Annotated in this window: 19 protein-coding genes and 1 pseudogene; 7 read left to right on the top strand and 13 right to left on the bottom strand. The window is 65.0% G+C overall.

Annotated elements, in window-relative coordinates; genetic code table 11:
• Positions 1-12: 12 nt before the first annotated feature.
• The 5 genes and pseudogenes from CWS35_RS17445 to CWS35_RS17425 all read right to left on the bottom strand — a co-directional run bounded on the left by CWS35_RS17445 (position 13) and on the right by CWS35_RS17425 (position 4701).
• Positions 13-857 (bottom strand): annotated as a pseudogene (locus tag CWS35_RS17445) (ABC transporter ATP-binding protein).
• Between the two features lie 3 nt (positions 858-860).
• Positions 861-1859, bottom strand: a complete 999-nt coding sequence (locus CWS35_RS17440; RefSeq protein WP_100952714.1) for an ABC transporter substrate-binding protein — start codon at positions 1857-1859, stop codon at positions 861-863.
• A 56-nt stretch (positions 1860-1915) separates the two neighbouring features.
• Complete coding sequence (locus CWS35_RS17435; RefSeq protein ID WP_100952712.1) at positions 1916-2725, bottom strand: ABC transporter permease; 810 nt, start codon at positions 2723-2725, stop codon at positions 1916-1918.
• 156 nt (positions 2726-2881) lie between these two features.
• A complete protein-coding gene (locus tag CWS35_RS17430; RefSeq protein WP_100952710.1) occupies positions 2882-3535 on the bottom strand; it encodes a TetR/AcrR family transcriptional regulator in 654 nt (217 codons plus the stop codon).
• 305 nt (positions 3536-3840) lie between these two features.
• Entirely contained in the window at positions 3841-4701 is an 861-nt protein-coding gene (locus tag CWS35_RS17425; RefSeq protein WP_100952708.1) for a VOC family protein, read from the bottom strand.
• A 231-nt stretch (positions 4702-4932) separates the two neighbouring features.
• On the opposite strand from CWS35_RS17425, the gene CWS35_RS17420 reads away from it, so the two are divergent.
• Complete coding sequence (locus CWS35_RS17420) at positions 4933-5826, top strand: sugar kinase (RefSeq protein ID WP_024579283.1); 894 nt, start codon at positions 4933-4935, stop codon at positions 5824-5826.
• Between the two features lie 12 nt (positions 5827-5838).
• Entirely contained in the window at positions 5839-6777 is a 939-nt protein-coding gene (gene rbsK / locus CWS35_RS17415) for a ribokinase (RefSeq protein WP_100952706.1), read from the top strand.
• Positions 6778-6882: 105 nt separating this feature from the next.
• Here the strand turns inward: rbsK and CWS35_RS17410 are convergent, their stop codons facing one another.
• The gene (locus tag CWS35_RS17410) at positions 6883-8100 is read right to left on the bottom strand and encodes an NAD(P)/FAD-dependent oxidoreductase (RefSeq protein WP_100952704.1); all 1218 of its coding nucleotides are present in this window, start codon (positions 8098-8100) and stop codon (positions 6883-6885) included.
• A 257-nt stretch (positions 8101-8357) separates the two neighbouring features.
• Here CWS35_RS17410 and CWS35_RS17405 point away from each other — a divergent pair, with 257 nt between their 5' ends.
• Together CWS35_RS17405 and CWS35_RS17400 are read left to right on the top strand one after the other, a co-directional pair.
• A complete protein-coding gene (locus CWS35_RS17405; protein ID WP_100956447.1) occupies positions 8358-9149 on the top strand; it encodes an enoyl-CoA hydratase/isomerase family protein in 792 nt (263 codons plus the stop codon).
• A 4-nt stretch (positions 9150-9153) separates the two neighbouring features.
• Positions 9154-9726, top strand: a complete 573-nt coding sequence (locus CWS35_RS17400) for a histidine phosphatase family protein (RefSeq protein WP_100952702.1) — start codon at positions 9154-9156, stop codon at positions 9724-9726.
• On the opposite strand, the gene CWS35_RS17395 is transcribed toward CWS35_RS17400, so the two are convergent.
• From CWS35_RS17395 to CWS35_RS17380, 4 genes are all read right to left on the bottom strand, one after another.
• Complete coding sequence (locus CWS35_RS17395) at positions 9723-11063, bottom strand: TRAP transporter large permease (RefSeq protein WP_100952700.1); 1341 nt, start codon at positions 11061-11063, stop codon at positions 9723-9725. The genes CWS35_RS17400 and CWS35_RS17395 overlap by 4 nt on opposite strands.
• Entirely contained in the window at positions 11060-11632 is a 573-nt protein-coding gene (locus CWS35_RS17390) for a TRAP transporter small permease (protein ID WP_100952698.1), read from the bottom strand. Before CWS35_RS17390 ends, CWS35_RS17395 begins: the two co-directional genes overlap by 4 nt.
• 25 nt (positions 11633-11657) lie before the next feature.
• Entirely contained in the window at positions 11658-12659 is a 1002-nt protein-coding gene (locus CWS35_RS17385; RefSeq protein WP_100952696.1) for a TRAP transporter substrate-binding protein, read from the bottom strand.
• A gap of 151 nt (positions 12660-12810) precedes the next feature.
• Positions 12811-14514 carry an IlvD/Edd family dehydratase gene (locus tag CWS35_RS17380; protein ID WP_100952694.1) on the bottom strand — a complete coding sequence of 568 codons (1704 nt, stop codon included), beginning with the start codon at positions 14512-14514 and terminating at the stop codon, positions 12811-12813.
• 171 nt (positions 14515-14685) lie between these two features.
• Here CWS35_RS17380 and CWS35_RS17375 point away from each other — a divergent pair, with 171 nt between their 5' ends.
• Positions 14686-15378 carry a GntR family transcriptional regulator gene (locus CWS35_RS17375; protein ID WP_100956445.1) on the top strand — a complete coding sequence of 231 codons (693 nt, stop codon included), beginning with the start codon at positions 14686-14688 and terminating at the stop codon, positions 15376-15378.
• A 34-nt stretch (positions 15379-15412) separates the two neighbouring features.
• A complete protein-coding gene (locus tag CWS35_RS17370; RefSeq protein ID WP_145987187.1) occupies positions 15413-15982 on the top strand; it encodes an invasion associated locus B family protein in 570 nt (189 codons plus the stop codon).
• Here the strand turns inward: CWS35_RS17370 and CWS35_RS17365 are convergent, their stop codons facing one another.
• On the bottom strand, positions 15983-16804 hold the full coding sequence (locus CWS35_RS17365) for an NAD(P)-dependent oxidoreductase (protein WP_100952692.1): 822 nt from the start codon (positions 16802-16804) through the stop codon (positions 15983-15985).
• A 101-nt stretch (positions 16805-16905) separates the two neighbouring features.
• Here CWS35_RS17365 and CWS35_RS17360 point away from each other — a divergent pair, with 101 nt between their 5' ends.
• Positions 16906-17868 (top strand): SMP-30/gluconolactonase/LRE family protein, encoded by a 963-nt coding sequence (locus tag CWS35_RS17360; protein WP_100952690.1) that lies wholly within the window; start codon positions 16906-16908, stop codon positions 17866-17868.
• Positions 17869-17983: 115 nt separating this feature from the next.
• On the opposite strand, the gene CWS35_RS17355 is transcribed toward CWS35_RS17360, so the two are convergent.
• Positions 17984-19417, bottom strand: a complete 1434-nt coding sequence (locus CWS35_RS17355; RefSeq protein WP_100952688.1) for an aldehyde dehydrogenase family protein — start codon at positions 19415-19417, stop codon at positions 17984-17986.
• Positions 19418-19721: 304 nt separating this feature from the next.
• On the bottom strand, positions 19722-22088 hold the full coding sequence (locus CWS35_RS17350; protein WP_100956443.1) for a transketolase: 2367 nt from the start codon (positions 22086-22088) through the stop codon (positions 19722-19724).
• Positions 22089-22143: the final 55 nt, after the last annotated feature.

Genomic DNA, 22143 nt, shown 5'->3' with positions numbered 1-22143 from the left:
CGTCGGCTCGGTTCAGTCCAGCGATCCCTGGGTGAAGAAATGCTTGCGGATGCGCTGCACCAGTTCGGTGAAGACGGGATCGGACATCGTCTCGAGCGAGCGCGGCCGCAGCATCGGCACGTCATAGATCGCAGCGATCGCGCCGGGACGCTCGGTCATCACGAGCACGCGGTCGGCGAGGAACACGGCTTCGGGAATCGAGTGCGTGATCAACAGAACGGTCTTGCCGGTCTCGCGCTGGATCCGCATCAGCTCGACATTCATCCGCTCCCGCGTCATGGCGTCGAGCGCGCCGAACGGCTCGTCCATCAACATGATCTTGGGATCGTGCACCAGTGCCCGGCAAATCGAGGCGCGCTGCTGCATGCCGCCGGAGAGCTGCCAGGGCAGCTTCTTCTCGAAACCTTCGAGCCCCACCAGTTTCAACAACGCCTTGGCGCGATCGAGATATTTGTCGCGGGCGAGCCGCTTCATGTCGATCGGCAGCATCACGTTGGAGAGGATGTTGCGCCACGGCAGCAGCAAGGCGTTCTGGAACACGATGCCGACATTGCCGTGCGGCTTCGTCACCGGCTCGCCGTCGACCAGCACCTCGCCTGATGTCGGCGGCAGCAGGCCCGAGATCATTTTCAGCAGTGTGGACTTGCCGCAGCCGGACGGCCCGACCACGACGAAGAATTCGCCGTCGTTGATGGTGAAGTCGAGCGGCCGCAGCGACGGCACATCGCCGTCACGCGACCGGTAGGTCTTCGACACGCCCGACAGCCTGATGCCCGGGCGGTGCCGGTCGCGCGGTCCGACACCAGGCGCAGATGCGCGGCGGGCTGCTCGGCAGCACTCCTGATCGCCGATTTCATGGCTTACGAATTACCCTTCGGCAGATAGTCGTTGGTGTAGAACGCCTTCGGATTGGCCTTCGCCTTGGCGTCGAGGCCGCCATATTCGACCATCAGATCGACCGACTCGGTCATGTTCTGGTCGGTGACCTGGAACGGCCGCTTGTCCTTAGTCTCCGGCGTGCGATAGAGCGGGATCGTCAATTCGAAGCCCTGGGTCAGCGTGTCGATCTTGCCGCCCTTCGGATTGGCGTCGAGGATCGACTGCGCCGCCGCTTTCGGGTCCTTCTCCGCGGCCTCCACCGCCTTGGTCGTCGCCGACATGAAGCGGCGGACCAAATCTGCGTTGGCCTTCACATAATCCGAGTTCGCGATGATGCCCGACGATACCATGTTGATGCCGTAGTCGGCGAACTTGATCGGATAGACGTCCTTGCCGGTGGCGTCCTTGATCTTCATCGACTGGTCCATGACATAGCCAAGCAGCAGATCGGCCTGGCCGTTGATGACGGCGTTGAGCTTGGTCTGGCCGTCGCCGGCGACGGTATGGAAGTCGCTTTCCTTCAGGCCGGTCTTCTTCAGGAACAGCGGCCAGATCTGCGTCATCGAATCCGCCGGCGTGATCGCGACCGTCTTGCCCTTGATGTCCTCCGGCTTCCTGATGTTCTTGTCGACGAAGCCCATGGCCGACATCGGACTGGTCTGCAACAGCACACCGGTGGCGATTACGGGCGCGCCCTTCACCACCGCGCGCATCATCGTGGGCACGTCGACATAGCCGAAATCCGCGGTCTTGGCGGCCACCGCCTGTGTGGTCGCGGCCGAGCCGCGGCCTTCCTGGATCTCGAGGTCGATACCCTCGGCGGCGTAGATGCCCTTGGCCTTGCCGTAATAGAACGGCGCGTGCTCGCCATAGACGTACCAGTTCAGCATCAGCACGACCTTGTCGGCCGCGGATGCCGGTGCCACTGCCAGCGCGCTCCAGACCAATGCGGCGCCCACGACCGCAATCAAACGCTTCATGGTTGTTCTCCCTCGATGATCCGGCCCTTGTGTGGACCGCTTGTTCGGTTGCAGCGCTAGGAAGCGAAGCTGATGTCGTCGCGCTGGCTGACGTGCCAGGGGATCACCAGCCGCTCGATGCGGTCGACGATCCAGAACAGGATGACGCCGAGCAGCGCCAGGATCACCAGCGCGGCGAACATCGTCGGCAGGTCGAAGGTGCCGATCGAACGCTGCATCACATAGCCGATGCCGGAATTGGAGCCGACGAACTCGCCGACCACGGCACCGACCACCGCGAGCGTCACCGAGACCTTCAGGCCGGAGAAGATCGCGGGCATCGCGTGCGGCAGGTTGACCGCGCAGAACACCTTGGAGCGGCTGCCCTGCATCGCGCGCGCCAGATCGACCATGTCGGGATCGACCGACTTGAAGCCCTGCACCGCCGAGACCACGACGGGGAAGAAGCCGAGCAGGAACGCCGAGATCACCTTGGGAATGATGCCGAAGCCGAACCACACCACGAACAACGGCGCGATCGCGATCTTCGGCACCGATTGGGAGAACACCAGCAGCGGATAGACGTAGCTTTCGACCGTCTTCGAGCCCGCGATCAGCATGGCAACGGGAATGCCGAACAGCGCCGACAGCAGGAAACCGCAAAGCGTCGCGTAGGTGGTCGGCCAGGACTGTCGCAGCAGCTCCGGCCAGTCGCTCCACAGCACCGCGACGACGTCGCCGGGCGACGGGATCTGATAGGCCGGGATGTGGAACAGGCGGATCGAGAGGTCCCAGGCGGCCACGATGACCACCAGGAACAGGAACGGGCGCAGCCACGCCGCGTTCAGCACCTTCGACAGGCCCGAAGGGCTCTTTGCCTCCGCCACGTCCCCACTCCCTTGCAGTCTCTCTCGTTCGGTCAGAAATTAACCCGTTGGATAATTACTGTCCAGCCCCCGGCACGCGACGAAATCGCGCTGGAATCCCCTACTTTCGTCAGACGAGATTTTGTGAATACGGGCCGCGGACGATACCGCGAGCCGTCACACCACGCGGTGTTCCGCGGCGTGCCGCACCGGCATCGCGCCGAACGCGGCGGTGGACTTGCCGGTCAGCGCCGCCAGCACCAGCGCGATCATGTGATCGAGACGCTCGTCGCGGGCGTCCTTCTTGAGTAGGTCGCGGCCGAAGATCACGCTCAAGGTGGCGCTGTTGGAAAGATAGAAGAACGCAAGCCCCGCGATCGAGATATAGAGCTGCACCGGATCGACCGTGACGCGGAAATCGCCGCTCTCGACGCCGCGCGTCACCACCGTTCGAATCATCTCGACAAAGGGCGAGTGCATCGACTTGACCTTGGTCGAGCGCTTCAGGTGCTTTGCCTTGGCGAGGTTTTCCGTGTTCAGCAATGCCAGGAACTCGGGATTGCGCAGAAAATAGTTCCAGGTGAAGTCGATCAGACGCCCGATCGCTTCAGGAGGATCGAGATGCTCGAGATCGAGCGTGCGCTCCTCGGCGCGAATCTTCTCATAGGCTCCTTCCAGCACCTCGAGATAGAGATCCTCCTTGTTGCCGACATGGTAGTACAGCATGCGCTTGTTGGCGCCGGCATTGGCCGCAATGCGATCGACCCGCGCGCCCGCAAGGCCATGGGCGGCGAATTCCTGCTTGGCCGCCTCGAGAATCCGCAGCCGCATCCCTTCCGGGTCGCGCTGCCATCTCTGTATTCGCTTTGCCTTGGCCAAATCGATTGCCCGGTGATGCTGGATCAATCAACCTAGCATGACGCGCGACGTTTGAGAACGAATGTTGTCGCGATGGTGGCGCGGGGATATTTCTCGCGGTGTCCCTTCGTCATTCCGAGGCTCGTGAAGCGAGAACCCGGAATCCATCGAACCGAACGTACGTTGGATGAATGGATTCCGGGCTCGCGCCAAGAGGCGCACCCGGAATGACGAGATCCCACGCACGCTGCCCGGAAGACGCGCAGCCGAAGCGCCGCCTAGTCTGGCTTCCCCTGAGAGGGCTGCACCAGGAGCGTCGGCACACCGCACGTGCCGTTGCGCACCGTTATCACGCGCGTGCCGGGCTTGCGGCCGGTACGAATCTCCGAGACGTCGACGCCGGCGGCAACCAGCCGCGCATGCGTGGCATCGATGTCGGCGACGCGCCAGCAGATGCCGCGCAGCCGGTCCGGGGCGTCGGCCTCCGCCTTGTCATTCCCCTTGCTCGGCCGGTGCGTGACCTCGACGACGAGATCGCCGCAGCGGAAGAACATCAGCCGTCCCCAGTCGGGATGCGAGCGGTCGAGTGCCATGTCGAGCCCGAGCCGCGCGCCATAGAGTGCCGCGGCCCGTTCCGGGTCGGCGGTCGAGACCACCACATGATCCATCGCGGTGATCGAGGCCGGCGTGGTGCGCACCGACAGCGGCCGCTCCTGATCCCGCTCCAGGAAGAACATGCGCACGCCGCGCGTCGCCTCGGTCGCGGCGCGCGTGCGCTTCCACGACAGCGTGGCGCCGCTCGCCTCGTCGCGGCTCTCGACCTCGGCGACCGGCTCGGGCTTCAGCGTCAGCCGCTCGAGCCTGCGATGCGTCCTGGCGACGTCGCTGGTGCGGAAGCAGAGGCTCGCAAGCCCTTCTCCCTGGGTGGCGAGCGCGCCGCGGACGCGTTGCGCGGCGTCCTCGTCGCCGCGCGGCGCCATCAATTCCAGCGTGGTGTTGTCGAGCGTGAACAGCACGCGGTTCGCGCCGTCGCCGCTATTGCGCCAGGCCGGCGCCCGCGCGAACAGCGTCTCGTAGGCGGCGCTGGCGGCCGCGATGTCGCTGGTCAGGACGACGACATGATCGAGACCTGTAATCATGGTTGCGGCCTCCCCGAATCTGCCGTCATTGTGCTCCTCCCTTGCGCATCCCGGAACCACGGGCTGCGGGCGGCCGTTATGCCGAATGCCAGAACGGTCCTCGATCTGCTCGCCCGCCCCATCTGTACCCGCAAACCAGGCAAGGTTGCGAATATTTTCAGCGATGTCGGCCGACCAGCAGTGCTAGTCTGGTCACCGGCCGGGACCACACCAAGCGACGACGGAAAGCGAATGCAGGCTCTCTTCATCGGACAGACCTATATCGACGTCACCTTCATCACGGATCACATGCCGGTCGGCGACGAAAAGCACGTCGCGGACGCCTATGCCGTGTCGTTCGGCGGCAACGCGGTGACCGCGGCGTTCTGCTGCGCCAAGCTCGGCATCGAGCCGGACCTGATCGCCACCATGGCCAATGACTGGCTGGGGCGGATGTTCTGGGACATGGCCGACAGGTACGGCATCTCGTTCCATCCGCGCAAGGTCAACTCCTCCTCGCTGTCCTTCATCATGCCCCATGACGGCAAGCGTGCCATCGTGCGCTGCCGCGACGACCAGCACATCCATCCGTTTCCGCTGCTGAACATCGATGGCTGCCGCGCGCTGCACATCGACGGCCACCAGCCGGACGCTGCGATCCATTACGCGAAGCTGTGCCGCGAGGCCGGCATCCTGACCTCGCTCGACGGCGGCGGCCTGCGCACCAACACCCACGAGTTGCTCGCCTTCATCGACATTGCGATCGTCGCCGAGCGGCTGTGCGAGCAGATGGACAAGACGCCAGAGCAGATGCTCGACTATCTCAAGAGCCGCGGCTGCAAGGTCGGCGGCGTCACCATGGGCGAGCGTGGCCTGCTCTGGTACGACGAGGCCGGCGCGGTGCGAACCTTGCCGGCATTCCCGATCCCGCGCGAGCGGGTGATCGACACCAACGGCGCGGGCGATGTCTTCCACGGCGCCTACATCTATTCTTACCTCGCAAATCCGAGCAAGGGCTGGCATGAGCACTTCAAGTTCGCGCGCGCGGCGTCGACCTTCAAGATCCAGAAGCTCGGCAACGAGGCCGGCCTGCCGACGCTCGCCGATATCGCGGCGGTCAAGCAGGAGTTTCGTGCCGACGCCTGAGTGGAGCTAGCCATGGGCCGCGTCTTCGTCGCCGGCAGCATCAACATGGACGTGGTGGCGACCGCGGAGCGCCATCCGCGGGTCGGCGAAACCGTGGCCGGCCAGGCCGTGCTGTATTTTCCTGGCGGCAAGGGCGCCAACCAGGCGGTCGCCTCGGCCAAGCTCGGCATTCCGACCACGCTGATCGGCCGGCTCGGCACCGACGCATTCGGCAGGGAGCTGCGAGCATTCCTTGCCGCGCAAGGCGTCGATCTCGCCTTCGTCAAGGATACGGACGGCGCGCATTCCGGCACGGCGATCATCACGCTTGCCCATGCCGACAACACGATCGTCGTGGTGCCGGGCGCCAACGGACTGGTCGATGCCGACGACGTCGTGGCCCCCGCGCTTGCGAAGGGCGACGTCGCGGTCAGCCAGTTCGAGATTCCGCTGCCGACCATCGCCGCGTTCTTCAGACGTGCCCGCGCGGCCGGCGTCACCACGATCCTCAATCCGGCGCCGGCGAAACAGGCCGACAAGACGCTGCTGGATCTGGTCGATATCCTGATCCTCAACGAGACCGAGCTCGGCCTCCTCGCTGGAACGGAGCTCAGCGACCACGATACCGCCTCCCGCTTTGCCGAAGCGGCGCGAACCATGGGGCCAGGCAAGATCGTCTGCGTCACGCTCGGCAAGCGCGGCGTTCTGGTGCTGGTCAAGGGCCACCAGCCGCTGCTGGTGCCGGGGCGCGAGGTCAAGGCCGTCGACACCACAGGCGCCGGCGATTGCTTCGTCGGCGCCCTCGCCTCACAACTCGCTGTCGGCAAGCCGCTAGGCGACGCCCTGGCCTACGCCAACGCCGCCGCCTCGATCTGCGTGCAACGGATGGGGGCTGCGCCGTCGATGCCGACGGCGGATGAGGTGAACGCCGTTCTTTCCACGACTCGTCCCGGCGCAGGCCGGGACCCATAATCACGAATGGTCATTGTTGAGGGACGCTGGAACGACGAGTCGTTTGCACAACGTCCGCCGCGGCGTATGGGTCCCGGCCTGCGCCGGGACGACGCTTGTTTGCGTTTACGTCAGCGCGCTCTTCAAATCAAAGCTCGCATCCGCGGCCTGCTCCGGCGTGATCGAGCCGTCGGCACCAAGCAGCCTGCGCCCGAACATGTGATCGCCGGCGCGATTCACCGACTCGATGCCGAGCAGCCTGTCGCCGCGATAGCAGAACGCCGAGAATGCCCCCTGGGCGCGGTCGCCGCGCACGACGACGCGGTCGTAGCCGGTGGTGAGACCTGCCATTTGCAGCTTGTCCGGGCCCTGGTCGCTCCAGAACCACGGCAGACCGTCATAGACCTCGGTCTTGCCGGTCAGCCGCGCCGCGACACAGCGCGCGTGGTCGGTCGCGTTCTGCACCGATTCCAGCCGCAGCGATCCGCCGAACCGCTTGCTGGTGTAGAGCGCGCAATCGCCGATTGCGGAGACGTTGGGATCGGCGGTCAAGAGATGCTCGTCGACGATGATGCCGGATGCGACCGGAAGGCCGGCCTCTGCGGCCAGCTCGACATTCGGCAGCACGCCGACGCCGACCACGACGAGATCGGCCGGGATATGCGTGCCGTTGCTCAGGCTGACGCCGGTGACCCTGGCGCCATCGGCCTCGATCGCCGTGACCTGCACGCCGAGCTGAATCCGGATGCCGGCCGCGGCGTGACGCGCCTGCGAGAACTCGGAAATCTCCGCGGTAACCGCGCGCGCCATCACGCGGGAAGCGAGCTCGACCACATCGACCTCGAGGCCTTTCGCTCGCGCTGTGGCGGCGAATTCGAGCCCGATGAAGCCCGCGCCGATCACCACGACCCGCATGCCGGGTGCGATCAATTCGCGCAGCGCCTGGCTCTCGTCGAGGATGCGCAGATAGCGCACCGCGTCCAGCCTGGCGTTGGGAATATCGAGCAGCCGGTTGCGCGCACCGGTCGCGAACACCAGATGGCCGTAGTCGAGCGACGCGCCGGAGGCGAGCACCACTTTCCGCGCATTGCGGTCGATCGCGTGCGCCCGGTCGGTGATCAGCTCGATCTTGTTGTCGTGGTAGAATTTCTCGGGCCGGAACATCAGGGTCTCGGGCCCGCCGGTGCCTTTCAGATAGGCCTTCGACAGCGGCGGCCGCTGATACGGCAAATGGCCTTCGTCATTGAGCAGGGCGATGCGCTCAGCGAAGCCGGCCTGGCGCAGCGACGCCGCGAGCTGGAAGCCGGCATGTCCGGCGCCGACGATGATGACCGAGCCTGTCATCGGAACAACCCAAATTCGCGCGAGCAGGAGTGACCCATGCTGTTTCCTCTTGTCGATGTTAGCTTGCTTGCCCCGTCCCCACAGCGCTCGTGTCTGCGTACCGAAGGCGCGGGCCATTTGGCCTCATGGCTCGCGCGGACGCAAGGGGTCCCCGGCAAATCTGGGTACCCCACAACCGCCTATGGCGGCGCGCCGGATTGCCACGGCTCCCGCCAAGGCCTTAAATGCCCGGAACCAACAAGCCCAAGGTCCTCAAAATGCCAGATCCCGCCTCCCCCAACGACCCCGCCTTGCTCCGTATCGACGGCGCCGTCGCGACCATCACGCTGAACCGGCCGGCCGCGTTCAATGCGATCGATCTGACGATCGCCAGGAAGCTCGAGCAGCTCAGCGCCGAGATCGAAGCCAACAAGGATGTCCGCGTGCTGGTGATCGAGGGCGAAGGCCGCGCCTTCTGCGCCGGCGGCGATCTGCAGACCATCGGCGCCGCCGCCGAAGCCAACAACATCGCCCCCGTGGTCGGCGAGATGCTGCATCACTACCACGCCTTCATCGAGACGGTGCGGCGGATGCCCAAGATCGTGCTGTCCAGCGTGCATGGGTCGGCGGCCGGCGCCGGCATGGGCCTCGCCTTCGTGACCGACCTGTGTATCGCCGCGGACGATGCCCGCTTCACGCCTGCTTATGCCAAGATCGGCGTCTCGCCGGATGGCGGCAGCACGGTCGGCATCGTGGGCACGGTCGGCACCCGTCGCGCGTTGCAGATTTTCCTTGCCGAGGACGGCTTCACCGCGCAGCAGGCCTATGAATGGGGGCTGGTGGTCAAGGCCGTCCCCGCGACCGAGCTGAAGGCGGCCACAAGGCAACTCGCCGAGCGGCTGGCGAAAAATCCGCCCGCCGCGATCGCGGCGACCAAATCACTGGTCTATCAGGCGGCCACCACGCCGACCAAGCAGCAGCTCGATGCCGAGGAACACAAGATCATCACGACCATGCATACCGACGATTTCCGCGTCGCCGTGAAGAAGTTCACCAGCAAGTCGAAGTGACCGCGTGGCATTTCCTTCGCGCTCGTTCCTGTGCCTGCGGCACGGGACCACCGACTGGAATCGGCAGGGTCGCTTTCAGGGCCTGACCGACAATGCCCTGAACGCGGACGGCATCGCCGAGGCACATGCCGCGGCGCGCCGATTGGCCGGCGTCGCGGTTGCAGCGATCGTTGCAAGCCCGCTGCGCCGCGCCGTCCAGACCGCGGAGGTGGTGGCGGCGACGCTGTCCAAGGACATCAGCATCGATGCCGGCATCATCGAGTGCGATTTCGGCAGCCTCGAGGGCCAATCGATCCGCGAGGCCATGCAACAGCATGGCATCACCGCGATGGAGGACATCACCACGATCCTCCCTGCCGATGGCGAGCCGTGGCCCGCGGTGTCCGAGCGCGCGCTACGTTGCGTGGCGGCATGGCAGCAGCGGCATCCGCGCGCCGACATCTTGTTCGTCTGCCATGACGGCGTGATGCAGGCGATGGCCGAGGTGTTGTGCGGCGGCTTCTTCGAGAACCACCACGAGACGCCATTCCGCTACGCGCGGAACGGCAATGGCTGGAAGCTGGAGCAGATCGGCTAGTTCGGGCAGATGTAGCCGGTGCCGCCCGGCGCCTTGAAGCAGCCGACAGATTCCGGGATCACCTGCTTGGGTAGCCACAGCACGACCTTCGGAAAATAGATCGTGAAGCAGATCGTGATCAGGAACACGACGTAGATCGGCAACGCCGCCCGCAGCGCTTTGGCGAAGCTGACGCCGACGAATTTCGAGGCCATCAACAGCACCAACCCGTAAGGCGGCGTGATCAGGCCGAAGGCAAGCGTCGCGATCAGCACCACGCCCATATGCACGCCGTTGATATCGCCGGCCTGGGTCAGCGCGTTGACCAGCGGCATGAAGATGATGATGGTCGGGACCGGCTCGATGAAGTCGCCGACCACGGTGAACAGCAACACCATCAAGAGCATGATGAGGTGGGGATCGTTGCCGGCGATCGAGGTGATCCAGTCGGCGATGTAGATCGCACCGCGCAGATAAGCGAGCATCCAGCCGAATGCATTCGCCGCCCCGATCGTGATCAGCGGCAGCGAGAAGATCAGGCCGGCCAGGCAGAAATCGTATGGGATCTTCTTCAGGTGTCCGCGGTTCAGCGCCGGGATCACCACGATGATGATGTAGGCGACCGCGACCACGCCGGCCTCGGTCGGGGTGAACCAGCCGGTCAGGATGCCGCCGAGCAGGATCACCGGGATCATCAACGGCAGCGCGGCGTCGCCGGCGGCGAACGCGACCTGGCGCAGCGGCGCGCGCGGCTTGCGCAGGCCTGAAGGCCCGAAGAAATAGCAATAGATCATCAGCCCGAAGCCGATCATCAGCCCGGGCACTACGCCCGCCATGAACAGGCCGGCGATCGAGACATTGCCGACCGCGCCATAGACCACCGCCGTGATGCTCGGCGGCACCAGCGCCGCGATGGTCGAGGCGGAGGCGATGATCGCGGCGATGAAGGCCGGCTCATAGCCTTCCCGCTTCATCGGCCCGCCGAGCGCCCGGCTCATGACGGCGACGTCGGCGGTGGTCGAGCCCGACATCTCCGAGAAGAACATGCTGAAGACGACCACGACCTGCGACAGCCCGCCCCTGATATGCCCGACCAGCGAGACCGACAGGTTGGCGATGCGGACCACGACATTGGCCGAGCTCATGAGCTCGCCGACCAGCAGGAAAAACGGGATCGCCAGTAGCGCCTCGGAATCGACGCCGTCGAAGATTTTCTGGATGATCGCCGCCAGCGAGACATCCGACAGCAGCGCGCCGACGAAGACGCCGGCCATCAGCGAGAACGGCACCGGCACGCCGAGATAGCCGAAGAACAGGAAGCAGAACGACATCAGCGCAAGCACGACCGGTGCGCTCACGGCTGGGCTCCCGTGTTGATCGCCGGGATCGCAAGGTCGTCATCGGCCGGCTCCGGACGATCGAAGCCGTTACGGATGCCGTTGACGAGCTGCTCGATCGTGAACAGGCCGATCAGGAGGCCGGACAGCGGGATCACCACATAGAGCGAGGCGATCGGCGTACCCGACGGCAGCCGGAAGCTACCGAAGCCGCGCAAATAGTTCAGATAGCCGTACCAGACCAGGCAGAAGGCGACGCCGAGCACCACCAAGCGGATGATGACCTCGATGACCAGCCGCGACCTGCCGTGCATCGCCTCCGAGATCGCGGTGAGATAGAGATGATCGTTGCGCCGGGTCGCGGCCGCGGCGCCGATGAAGATCGCATAGATGAACAGCGTCGAAGTCACTTCTTGGAGCCACAGCCAGGGATGACCGATGGTGCGGGTGACGATGTCGGCAGTGACCGAGAGCGAGAAGCCGAAGCACAGCACGCCGCACAGCATCATCAGGATCAGCTCGAGCCGGTCGAGCGCCCGCCACTTCAGATGCCGCTGCCTTTGCAGCACCAGTCTGTCGGCGATGGCCATGGCGCGCTCCCCGTCGACCCGGGCCTTAATTGATCGCGCGGATCAGGTTCTTGATCTTCTCGGCGTGCGGGCCGAGCTCCTTGGCGAGCTTGTCGAGATAGGGATCCGCTATCGCGGTGAAGCTCTTCTTGTCGACATCCTCGACCACTTTGACGCCGAACGATTTCAGCTTGGTCAGCGCGCTCCGCTCCAGCTCGAAGGCCTTCTGCGGCTCCTTGGCGCTGACCTCGTTGGCGGCGGCCTGCACCCAGCCCTTCTGCTCGGCGGAGAGGCTCTGCCAGAGCTTGTCGGAGACGAACAGCAGCGCGTTGTTGGCCTCGTGCTCGGTGATCGAGAGCACCGGCGCGACCTCGTAATGCTTGTTGACGAGATAGACGTTGATGCTGTTCTCGGCAGCGTCGACCACCCCGGTTTGCAGCGAGGTGTAGACGCTGCCGAACGGCATGTGCACGGTTTGCGCGCCATAGGCCGGGAACATGGTGTCCTCGGTCGCGGTCGCCTGCACGCGCACCTTCACGCCCTTGAGGTCGCCGACATTGTGGATCTCCTTCTTGCTGTAGATGTGCCGCACACCCTGCGAGCCGGTGCCGATCACATGCAGGCCCTGGGCGGTGTCGTCGATCATGGTCCTGATGGCATCGAACACCTGCGGGTCGGCCAGCGCCTTGATCACATGGGCATCGTTGCGGAACAGGAAGTGCAGCGACATCACGCCGGCCTGCGGCGAGATCGTCGCGGTGTTGGCGGAGGAGATGATGGCGAACTCGATGTCGCCCGACTTCACGAGTTGCAGCAATTGCGGCTCCTGGCCGAGTTGCGCGCCGGGATATTGATCGACGATCATCGTCCCCTTGCTCAATTCCTTGAGCTTGTCGGCGAACAGATCGCCGGCGACCGAATAGCCGGTGTTGCGCGGCTGGTCATAGGCGAAGCGGAAGTGCTTGACCTCCTGCGCGCCGACGCTCGACGGCAGCAGCAGCGCTGCCGCGGCCATGGCGATCCCGACGATCTTGGCTGAAGTGCCCATCGCGACGCTCCCCCGGTTTTTGATTGACGAGATCATCCCACCAGTCCCGCGGGATTGTCAATAAAACAGGAGGATTCAGCGACCACTGTGCGATATCTTGGGGCGCGCGGCAGGAATTATCGACAATTCCGTCGCTACGCGACGACGCCCGTTACTTTCCCTTGGCGCGCATGAAGTCGAAATCGCAGCCTTCGTCGGCTTGCAGGATGGTCTCGTTGAAGAGATGCGCGTAGCCGCGTTTGGCCCTGTCCGGCGTGCCGGCCGGGGCGAGCGCCGCGCGGCGCTTCTGCAATTCTGCCTCGTCGACCAGCAGATCGATGCTGCGCTTGGCGACGTCGAGCCGGATCATGTCGCCGTTCCGCACCAGGCCGAGCGGGCCGCCGACGGCGGACTCCGGCGTGATGTGCAGCACGATGGTGCCGAACGCCGTGCCGCTCATCCGCGCATCGGAGATCCGGACCATGTCCTTCACACCCGTGCGGGCGAGTTTCTTCGGGATCGGCAGGTAACCCGCCTCCGGCATGCCAGGTGCGCCCTTCGGGCCGGCATTCCGCAGCACCAGCACGTCGTCGGCGGTGACGTCGAGCGCGGGATCGTCGACCCGCAGCGTCATGTCCTCGACCGACTCGAACACCACGGCACGGCCGGTGTGCTGCAACAGCTTCGGGCTCGCCGCCGACTGCTTGATCACGGCGCCGCGCGGCGCGAGATTGCCGTGCAGGATCGCCATCGCACCTTCGGACTTGATCGGGTTGGCCTTGGAGCGGATCGCATCCTGCCCCGGCACGTCCTCGGCGTTGGCGACGACCTCGCGCAAGGTCTGACCGGTGATGGTCCTGGCGTCCAAGTCGATGAGGTCGCCGAGTTGTGCCATCAGCTTCGGCACGCCGCCGGCATGATGGAAGTGCTCCATGTAGTGCTCGCCGGACGGCTTGAGGTCGACCAGCACGGGGACCTCGCGGCCGAGCTTGTCGAACGCCGCGAGGTCAATCTTGTGCGGCGAACGGTTGGCGATCGCGGTGAGGTGGATCAGCCCGTTGGTCGAGCCGCCGATCGCCTGCATCACGACCTGCGCATTGCGGAACGAAGCCGGCGTCAGGATCTCGCTCGGCTTCGGCCCCTTGGTCTTCGCCATCTCGGCGGCAACGCGGCCGCTGGCCTCGGCGGAGCGGAAGCGTTCGGCATGTGGCGCCGGGATCGTCGCGCTCATCGGCAGCGACAGGCCCAGCGACTCGGTGATGCAGGCCATGGTGGAGGCGGTGCCCATCACCATGCACGTGCCCACGGAAGGCGCAAGGCGCCCGTTGACCGCCTCGATCTCGGTGTCGTCGATCTCGCCGGCGCGATACTTGCCCCACAGCCGGCGGCAATCGGTGCAGGCGCCGAGCACCTCGCCCTTGTGATGGCCGACCACCATCGGGCCGACCGGAATCACGACCGTCGGCAGATCGGCGCTGATCGCCGCCATGATCTGTGCCGGCAGGGTCTTGTCGCAGCCGCCGATCACGATCACCGCATCCATCGGCTGGGCGCGGATCATCTCCTCGGTATCCATCGCCATCAGATTGCGCAGATACATCGAGGTCGGATGCGCAAAGCTCTCGGCGATCGAGATGGTCGGGAACACGAACGGCATCGCGCCCGACAGCATCACGCCACGCTTCACCGCTTCGATGATCTGCGGCACGTTGCCGTGGCAGGGGTTGTAGTCACTGTAGGTGTTGGTGATGCCGACGATCGGGCGATTGAGCGCGTCGTCCGAATAGCCCATCGCCTTGATGAAGGCCTTGCGCAGGAACAGCGAGAAGCCGGCGTCACCATAGCTGGTCAGTCCCTTGCGAAGTCCGTCGGCCATTTTCTTCTCATCCCGTGGTTATCAGGCGGCACTTAAGGAGCGGCGGGAATTATTGTCAATATGAGATAATCTGGTGATAGAGCGGCGCTGCCATGCGGCAAAATCGTCCCTATTATTGACAATAACCGACGCGTCGTGCTGACCTCCGGCATCGATCCGAAGCCCAGAGCCATGAAAGCCGAGCCCATCCCGTCCGAACTCCAGACCCCCTCGCGCGAGGAGGAACAGGCGGAAGTGATCCGCCGGCTGGAGGAGGACATCATCTTCGGCCGCTTCGCGCCCGGCCTGCGGCTGGTCGAGGATACGCTGATGCAGCGCTACGGCGCGAGCCGGCATTTCGTCCGCCAAGCGCTGTTCCAGCTCGAGCGCCAGGGCATCGTGCTGCGCGAGAAGAATGTCGGCGCCACGGTGCGGTTCTATTCGGCCGAGGAAGTGCGCCAGATCTACGAGGTGCGCGAGATGCTGACGCGGCAGGCCGCACTGATGATCGCCCTGCCCGCACCGGAAGGCCTGATCGACCAATTGAGCGAGCTGCAACGGCATTACTGCGTCAAGGCCGACGCGCAGGACATGCGCGGCATTCACGAGACCAACGATGCATTCCACCTCGCGCTGTTCTCCGCCTGCGGCAATCCCTATCTGGTGCGATCGCTACAGGACTACATGAACCTGACGCTGCCGATGCGCGCCAAGAACCTCGCCGATAGCGAAGGCCTTGCGCTGTCGCGCCGCCAGCACGAACTGATGATCGAGCTCCTGAAGGGTCGCGACAGCTGGGCGCTGGCGCAGCTCTGCGTCGATCACATGCAGTACAGCAAGGCGGATTATCTGGTCCGCATCTCCAACGACAAAAAGCCGCAATAGCGCGATACCCGGCCTCCTCGTGAAGGAGACGGCGATGCGCTATGTGGCTGTGTTGATTGGATCGCTTGCTGCCCAGCTCGCGCTGAGCGGAATTGCCAAGGCGGCGGACCCGCGCGCGACCGAGCTCAGCTACGAGCCCTGGGCCAAGACTTGTCTCACCGAGGCGAGTTGCTTCGTCGCGGCCGCCGCGCGCGGCAAGTGCGCGCCGTCGGGGGGCACCATCAGCATCTCGCCGCAGAGCAGCACCCGCGCGCTGCTGACCGCGAATGTCGGAACGCGGACCATGCTGGAAGGCACGATCAGCCTCCGCATCGACCAGGAAGAGCCGATGCAGATCGGCAGGACTCACTGCTACACGCTCGGTTGCGGCGGCACGCTGGAGGCCAATGCCGAGCTCATCCAGCGGCTGAAGCATGCGCAGGCGATCGCGGTGGAAGCGAAGAACCTGACCGGACAGAAGATCAGCCTCAGCTTCCCGCTCGCCCACTTTTCCGAGACCTATGACGGGCCCGGAAGCCCGCCCAAGGCGTCCGGGCGAAACTCCAACGAGCCGCAGCGCGAGCACACCGAGGCCGTGAAACAACTCCCCCAGTGCGACGATTGATCACTTCTTCCAGTCGATCACCCTGCTCTCGTCACCGTCGAACTCCATGCTGCAGAACGCGCCGCCCTGGTAGTAGTCGCCGACTGGATCGGGCGGCAGCTTGGCCTGCTCGGCCATCGCATGCTCGCGGAAGTCTTCGCCACGGCCGGTCGGGCGATAGCCGAGATCGTAGGCGCGGTGATTGTCCCACCATGAGCGCTCATTGTAGGACGCGCCGTACAGCACCTCGAAATGGATGTCGGGATGCTCGAGGCCGATGCGGCAGAGTTGCACCAGGTCTTCCGGCTTCAGCCAGATCGACAGCCTGCGGTGATCGAGCGGCGCCTCGCCGAAATTGCCGATCCGGATGCACGTCACCTTGATGTCGTACTTGTCGGCATAGAGCGCACCGACCCCTTCGCCGAACACCTTGCTGACCCCATAGCGGCTGTCCGGCCGCGCCGTGACGTCGGTGCCGATACGGTGATGCCGCGGGTAGAAGCCGACCGCATGGTTGGACGAGGCGAAGATCACGCGCTTGACGCCCTGCTTGCGCGCCGCCTCGAACAGATTGTAGCAGCCGATGATGTTGGATTGCAGGATCGCATCCCAGGGTCCCTCGACCGAATAGCCGCCGAAATGCAGGATGCCGTCGACGCCCTCGCAGATCGCCTCGACCGCCGCGAGATCGGCGAGATCGGCCGCCTTGAATTTTTCGTGTCCGCCGAGATCGGATGGCGGCTTGATGTCGCTGAGCAGGAGATCCGGATAGATCGGCGGCAGCAGCTTGCGCAGGCTCGTTCCAATTCCACCCGATGCGCCGGTCATCAATATGCGTGGCATGCCGTCCCTCGTCTTTCCTGATTGCCGCGATCGAATTGCGGTCGCAGGCCGACAATGATAGCAAACCATGCGCAGAGGAAACACAACAACGAGAACAGCAAATGTCCGATGTTCATTCCGCCGGCTGGCGTCCCGCGACCTGTTACCCCGATCCCGCGATCCATGCGCTCGATCCGCGCTTCGAGAAATACTGGCTGAAGCTCTCCGCCGTGGAACGCATCGCCACCGGCCTGCGCTGGGCCGAAGGTCCGGTGTGGTTCGGCGACGGACGCTATCTGTTGTGCAGCGACATCCCGAACCAGCGCATCCTGAAATGGGAAGAGGAGACCGGCGCGGTCAGCATCTTCCGCAAGCCGTCGAACTTCGCCAACGGCAACACCCGCGACCGCCAGGGCCGGCTGATCACCTGCGAGCATGGCGGCCGCCGCGTGGTCCGCACCGAATATGACGGATCGATCACGGTGCTGATCGACTCGTTCGGCGGCAAGCGGCTGAACTCGCCGAACGACGTCGTGGTGAAGTCCGACGGTTCGATCTGGTTCACCGATCCGATCTTCGGCCTGCTCGGCAATTACGAGGGCTACAAGGCCGATCCGGAGATCGAGCCCAACGTCTACCGGCTCGACCCCGAAACCGGCAAGGCGACGATCGTTGCCGAGGGCGTGCTCGGCCCCAACGGGCTGTGCTTCTCGCCGGACGAGAAGATTCTCTACGTCGTGGAATCACGCGGCGAGCCGAACCGCAAGATCCTAGCCTACGACGTTTCCGCCGACGGCAAGACGATTGCCAACAAGCGCGTCTTCATCGATGCCGGTCCCGGCACGCCAGACGGCATGCGCTGCGACATCGACGGCAATCTGTGGTGCGGCTGGGGCATGGGCGATCCCGAACTCGACGGCGTCGTGGTGTTCGCGCCCGACGGCGTCATGATCGGCCGCATCGCGCTGCCGGAGCGCTGCGCCAATCTCTGCTTCGGTGGCGTCAAGCGCAACCGCCTGTTCATGGCCGCGAGCCAGTCGATCTATGCGCTGTATGTCAACACGCAGGGCGCGCTCGGCGGTTAGTTCGCGTCGTCCCGGCCTGCGCCGGGACGACGATAAAATTTCTACCTTCCCAAACGTCTGGCGCCGGAGCAGTTGCCCGCCCCGGCGCCAAATTCGTGCCTCTCGCCCTTCCAGCTTACGCGGCGTTGTAGCCGGCGACCGCCTTGGCTTCGAGATATTCTTCCAGACCGTAGCGGCCCCACTCGCGGCCGTTGCCGGACTGCTTGTAGCCACCGAACGGGGCGGAACGCTCGTTCGGCACGCCCTGGAGGTTGACGTTGCCGGCGCGGATCTGGCGGCCGACGCGGCGCGCGCTCTCCACGGTGTCGGCCGAGACGTAACCGGCCAGACCATACGGCGTATCGTTGGCGATCTTGACGGCTTCGGCCTCGTCCTTGGCACCGAGGATGGTCAGCACCGGCCCGAAGATTTCCTCGCGGGCGATCGTCATGTCGTTGGTGACGTCGGCGAAGATGGTCGGACGGACATAGAAGCCCTTGTTGACGCCCTCGGGCAGGCCCGGGCCACCGGCGACGAGCGTTGCGCCCTCGTCGATGCCCTTCTGGATCAGCGCCTGGATCTTGTCCCACTGGCCGCGGTTGACCACCGGACCGATCGTGGTGCCGTCGGCACGCGGATCGCCGGCCTTGGTCTTGTCGGCGACGCCCTTCGCGATCGCGGCCACTTCCTTCATCTTGGAGAGCGGCACGATCATGCGCGACGGCGCGTTGCAGGACTGGCCCGAGTTGTTGAACATGTGCATCACGCCGCCAGTCACTGCCTTGGCGAGATCGGCGCCTTCGAGGATCACGTTCGGCGACTTGCCGCCGAGCTCCTGGCTGACACGCTTGACGGTCGGCGCGGCGCGCTTGGCGACGTCGACGCCGGCGCGGGTCGAGCCGGTGAACGAGATCATGTCGATGTCCGGGTGCTCGCTCATCGCGGCACCGACCTCCGGGCCGAGGCCGTTGAGGAGGTTGAACACGCCCTTCGGCACGCCGGCTTCATGGAGGATTTCCGCAAAGATCAGCGCCGAGGTCGGGGTGAACTCCGACGGCTTCAGGATCATGGTGCAGCCGGCGGCGAGCGCGGGCGCGACCTTGCAGGCGATCTGGTTGAGCGGCCAGTTCCAGGGCGTGATCATGCCGACGACGCCGACCGGTTCGCGCACGATCACGGCGGTGCCCATGGTCTCCTCGAACTCGTACTTCTTCAGCACTTCGAGGGTGTTCATGAGGTGGCCGAGGCCAGCGCCGGCCTGCAGCTTCTCGGCCATCGGCAGCGGTGCGCCCATCTCGTCGGAGACGGAAGCACCGATCTCCTTCATGCGGCCCTTGTAGACCTCGACGATCTTGGTGAGCAGCGTGATGCGCTCCTCGCGGCTGGTCCGGGAATAGGTCTCGAACGCGCGCTTGGCGGCGGCGACCGCCTTGTCGACATCGGCCTTGGAGCCGAGCGCAATCTCGTACATCGCTTCTTCGGTCGCCGGATTGACGACGGGGGTGGACTTGCCTTTGACGACGGGATCGACCCAGGCGCCGTCGATGTAGAATTGCATGCGATTGACCATCGGAAACCTCTTGTAGGGGGCGTATGGAATTGGGAACGGAGAGCGTTCGGCAGGCATCCTTGCACGAAAGCAGGGCGAATTGAACCCGCCATATGCGGGGCGCGGCTCGTGCACGCCCACGGCATATAAGATGCGAGGCCAGCAGGTAGCAAGACTCCAACCGTCGTCCCGGCGAAGGCCGGGACCCATAACCACCACCGTTAATGGTGAGAAGAATGCTGGGGCAACGAGTCGCGTCCACAACTCCCTTTTGTGGTAATGGGTCCCGGCCTTCGCCGGGACGACCACGTGGTGAGAGCCGGGGCTACACCGCCATCTTGCGATGCCGCACCGGGGCGCCGACCGACAGGCTTTCCGCGGCATCGATGATCGCATTGGCGTCGATGCCGTAGTGGCGGTAGAGGTCGGCGATGGTGCCGGTCTGGCCGAAATGCTCGACGCCGAGCGCCTCGAGGCGATGGCCGCGCACGCTGCCGAGCCAGCCGAGCGCGGCCGGATGGCCGTCGATTACGGTCACAATGCCGCAGTCGCGGCCGAGCGGCGCCAGCATGCGCTCGATATGACTCAAATGCTGCGCGCCACGGCGGTCGCGGCGCAAATTCCGTGCCGCGGACCAACCGGCATAGAGCCGGTCGGCGGAGGTTACCGCCAGGAGACCGACGTCGCGGTGGCTCTCTCCGATCAGGCCGACCGCCTCGATCGCCTCCGGCGCGACGGTGCCGGTATACGCGATCACCAGGTCGCAGTTCGGACCCGGCTTGCGCATCCAGTAGGCGCCTTCGGTGATGTCGCGTTGCAGATCCGGCGTCATGATCCGTTGCGGCTGCTCCAGCGTCCGGGTCGAGAGCCGCAAGTAAACCGAACCACCCTCGGCGCCCTCGCGCTGCATGTGGCCAAAGCCCCACCCCATGATCACGGCAAGTTCATCGACGAAGGCCGGATCGAACGAGGCGAGCCCGTCCTGCCCGATCCCGATCAAGGGCGTCTTGATCGACTGATGCGCGCCGCCTTCCGGCGCCAGCGAGATGCCCGACGGGGTGGCCGCCACCATGAAGCGGGCGTCCTGGTAGCAGGCATAGTTCAAGGCATCGAGGCCGCGCTCGATGAAGGGATCGTACAGCGTGCCGACCGGCAATAGCCGCGCGCCGTTGATCTGGTGCGACAGCCCGAGCGCCGAAAGCATGATGAACAGGTTCATCTCGGCGATGCCGAGTTCGAGATGCTGTCCCTTGGGCGAATATTCCCAGGTGAAGGCCGACGGGATCTTCTCCTGCCGGAACAGGTCATGGTTCTCCGCCTTGGCGAACAGGCCGCGGCGGTTGACCCAGCCGCCGAGATTGGTCGACACGGTGACGTCGGGCGACGTCGTGACGATGCGCGAGGCGAGTTCGTTGTCGCCGCGCGCCAATTCGTGCAGCACCAGACCAAAGCCTTGCTGGGTCGACATTTGCGCGGACGCCTTGAAAGCCAACCGTTCCGGCACGTCGATGACGGGCGCCGAGAGCCGGCGGCGGCCCTCGCGGTTGAACGGCGCGGCCGCCAGGAACGCCTCGAGCTTCGCCGGCTCCTGCGACAAGCCCTCGAACTTGTCCCACTCGTGACCGGTGCGGATGTTCTGCGCGGTGCGCCACTTCTCCATCTGCGCCACCGTCATCAGCCCGGCGTGATTGTCCTTGTGGCCCTGCATCGGCAGGCCGACGCCCTTGATGGTGTAGGCGATGAAGCAGACCGGACGATCATGGTCGATCGCCTCGAAGGCCTCGATCATGCTCGCCATGTCGTGACCGCCGAGATTCGACATCAGCGCCAGCAGTTCATCGTCGCTGCGGCGGTCGATCAGCGCCGTGACCTGTCCCTGGTCGCCGATCTCGTCGTGCAGCCGCTTGCGGAACGCAGCGCCGCCCTGGAAGCAGAGCGCCGCGTACATCTGGTTCGGACAATTGTCGATCCAGCGCTTCAATGCTTCGCCGCCGGGCTCGGCAAACGCCTCGAGCATCAGCTTGCCGTATTTCACGATCACCACGTCCCAGCCGAAATTGCGGAACATGGTCTCGAACTTCGACCACAGCCCCTCGCGCACCACGGCGTCGAGCGACTGCCTGTTGTAGTCGACCACCCACCAGGTGTTGCGCAGGCCGTGCTTCCAGCCCTCCAGCAGCGCCTCGAAGATGTTGCCTTCGTCCATCTCGGCGTCGCCGACCAGCGCGATCATGCGGCCCTCGGGCCGGTCGTTCAGCCAGCCATGCGCCTTGACATAATCCTGCACCAGCGAGGCGAACAGCGTCTGCGCCACGCCGAGACCGACCGAGCCGGTGGAGAAGTCGACGTCGTCGACATCCTTGGTGCACGACGGATAGGATTGCGCGCCCTTGTAGCCGCGGAAATTCTCCAGCTTGTCGCGGGTCTGGTGGCCGAACAGATACTGGATGGCGTGAAACACCGGGCTCGCGTGCGGCTTGACCGCGACGCGGTCCTGCGGGCGCAGCACCGAGAAATACAGCGCCGACATGATGTTGGCGAGCGAGGCCGACGAGGCCTGGTGACCGCCGACCTTCAGCCCGTCGGTCGAGGGCCGGACATGGTTGGCGTGATGGATGGTCCACGACGACAGCCACAGCACCTTGCGGGCCAGGGCTGTGAGCATGTCGAGGCGTTCAGGCACAATTCCCATGGCGAGGCTCCCAGCAAGTTCGCCGATGTTACCGCCGCGATGGTCGCCGAAAATC

Origin of the sequence: Bradyrhizobium sp. SK17, assembly GCF_002831585.1 — a bacterium.
In the GTDB taxonomy this organism is placed as follows: domain Bacteria; phylum Pseudomonadota; class Alphaproteobacteria; order Rhizobiales; family Xanthobacteraceae; genus Bradyrhizobium.
The sequence above is the reverse complement of the archived record's forward strand: the minus strand, read 5'-3'. Positions and strand labels throughout refer to the sequence as shown.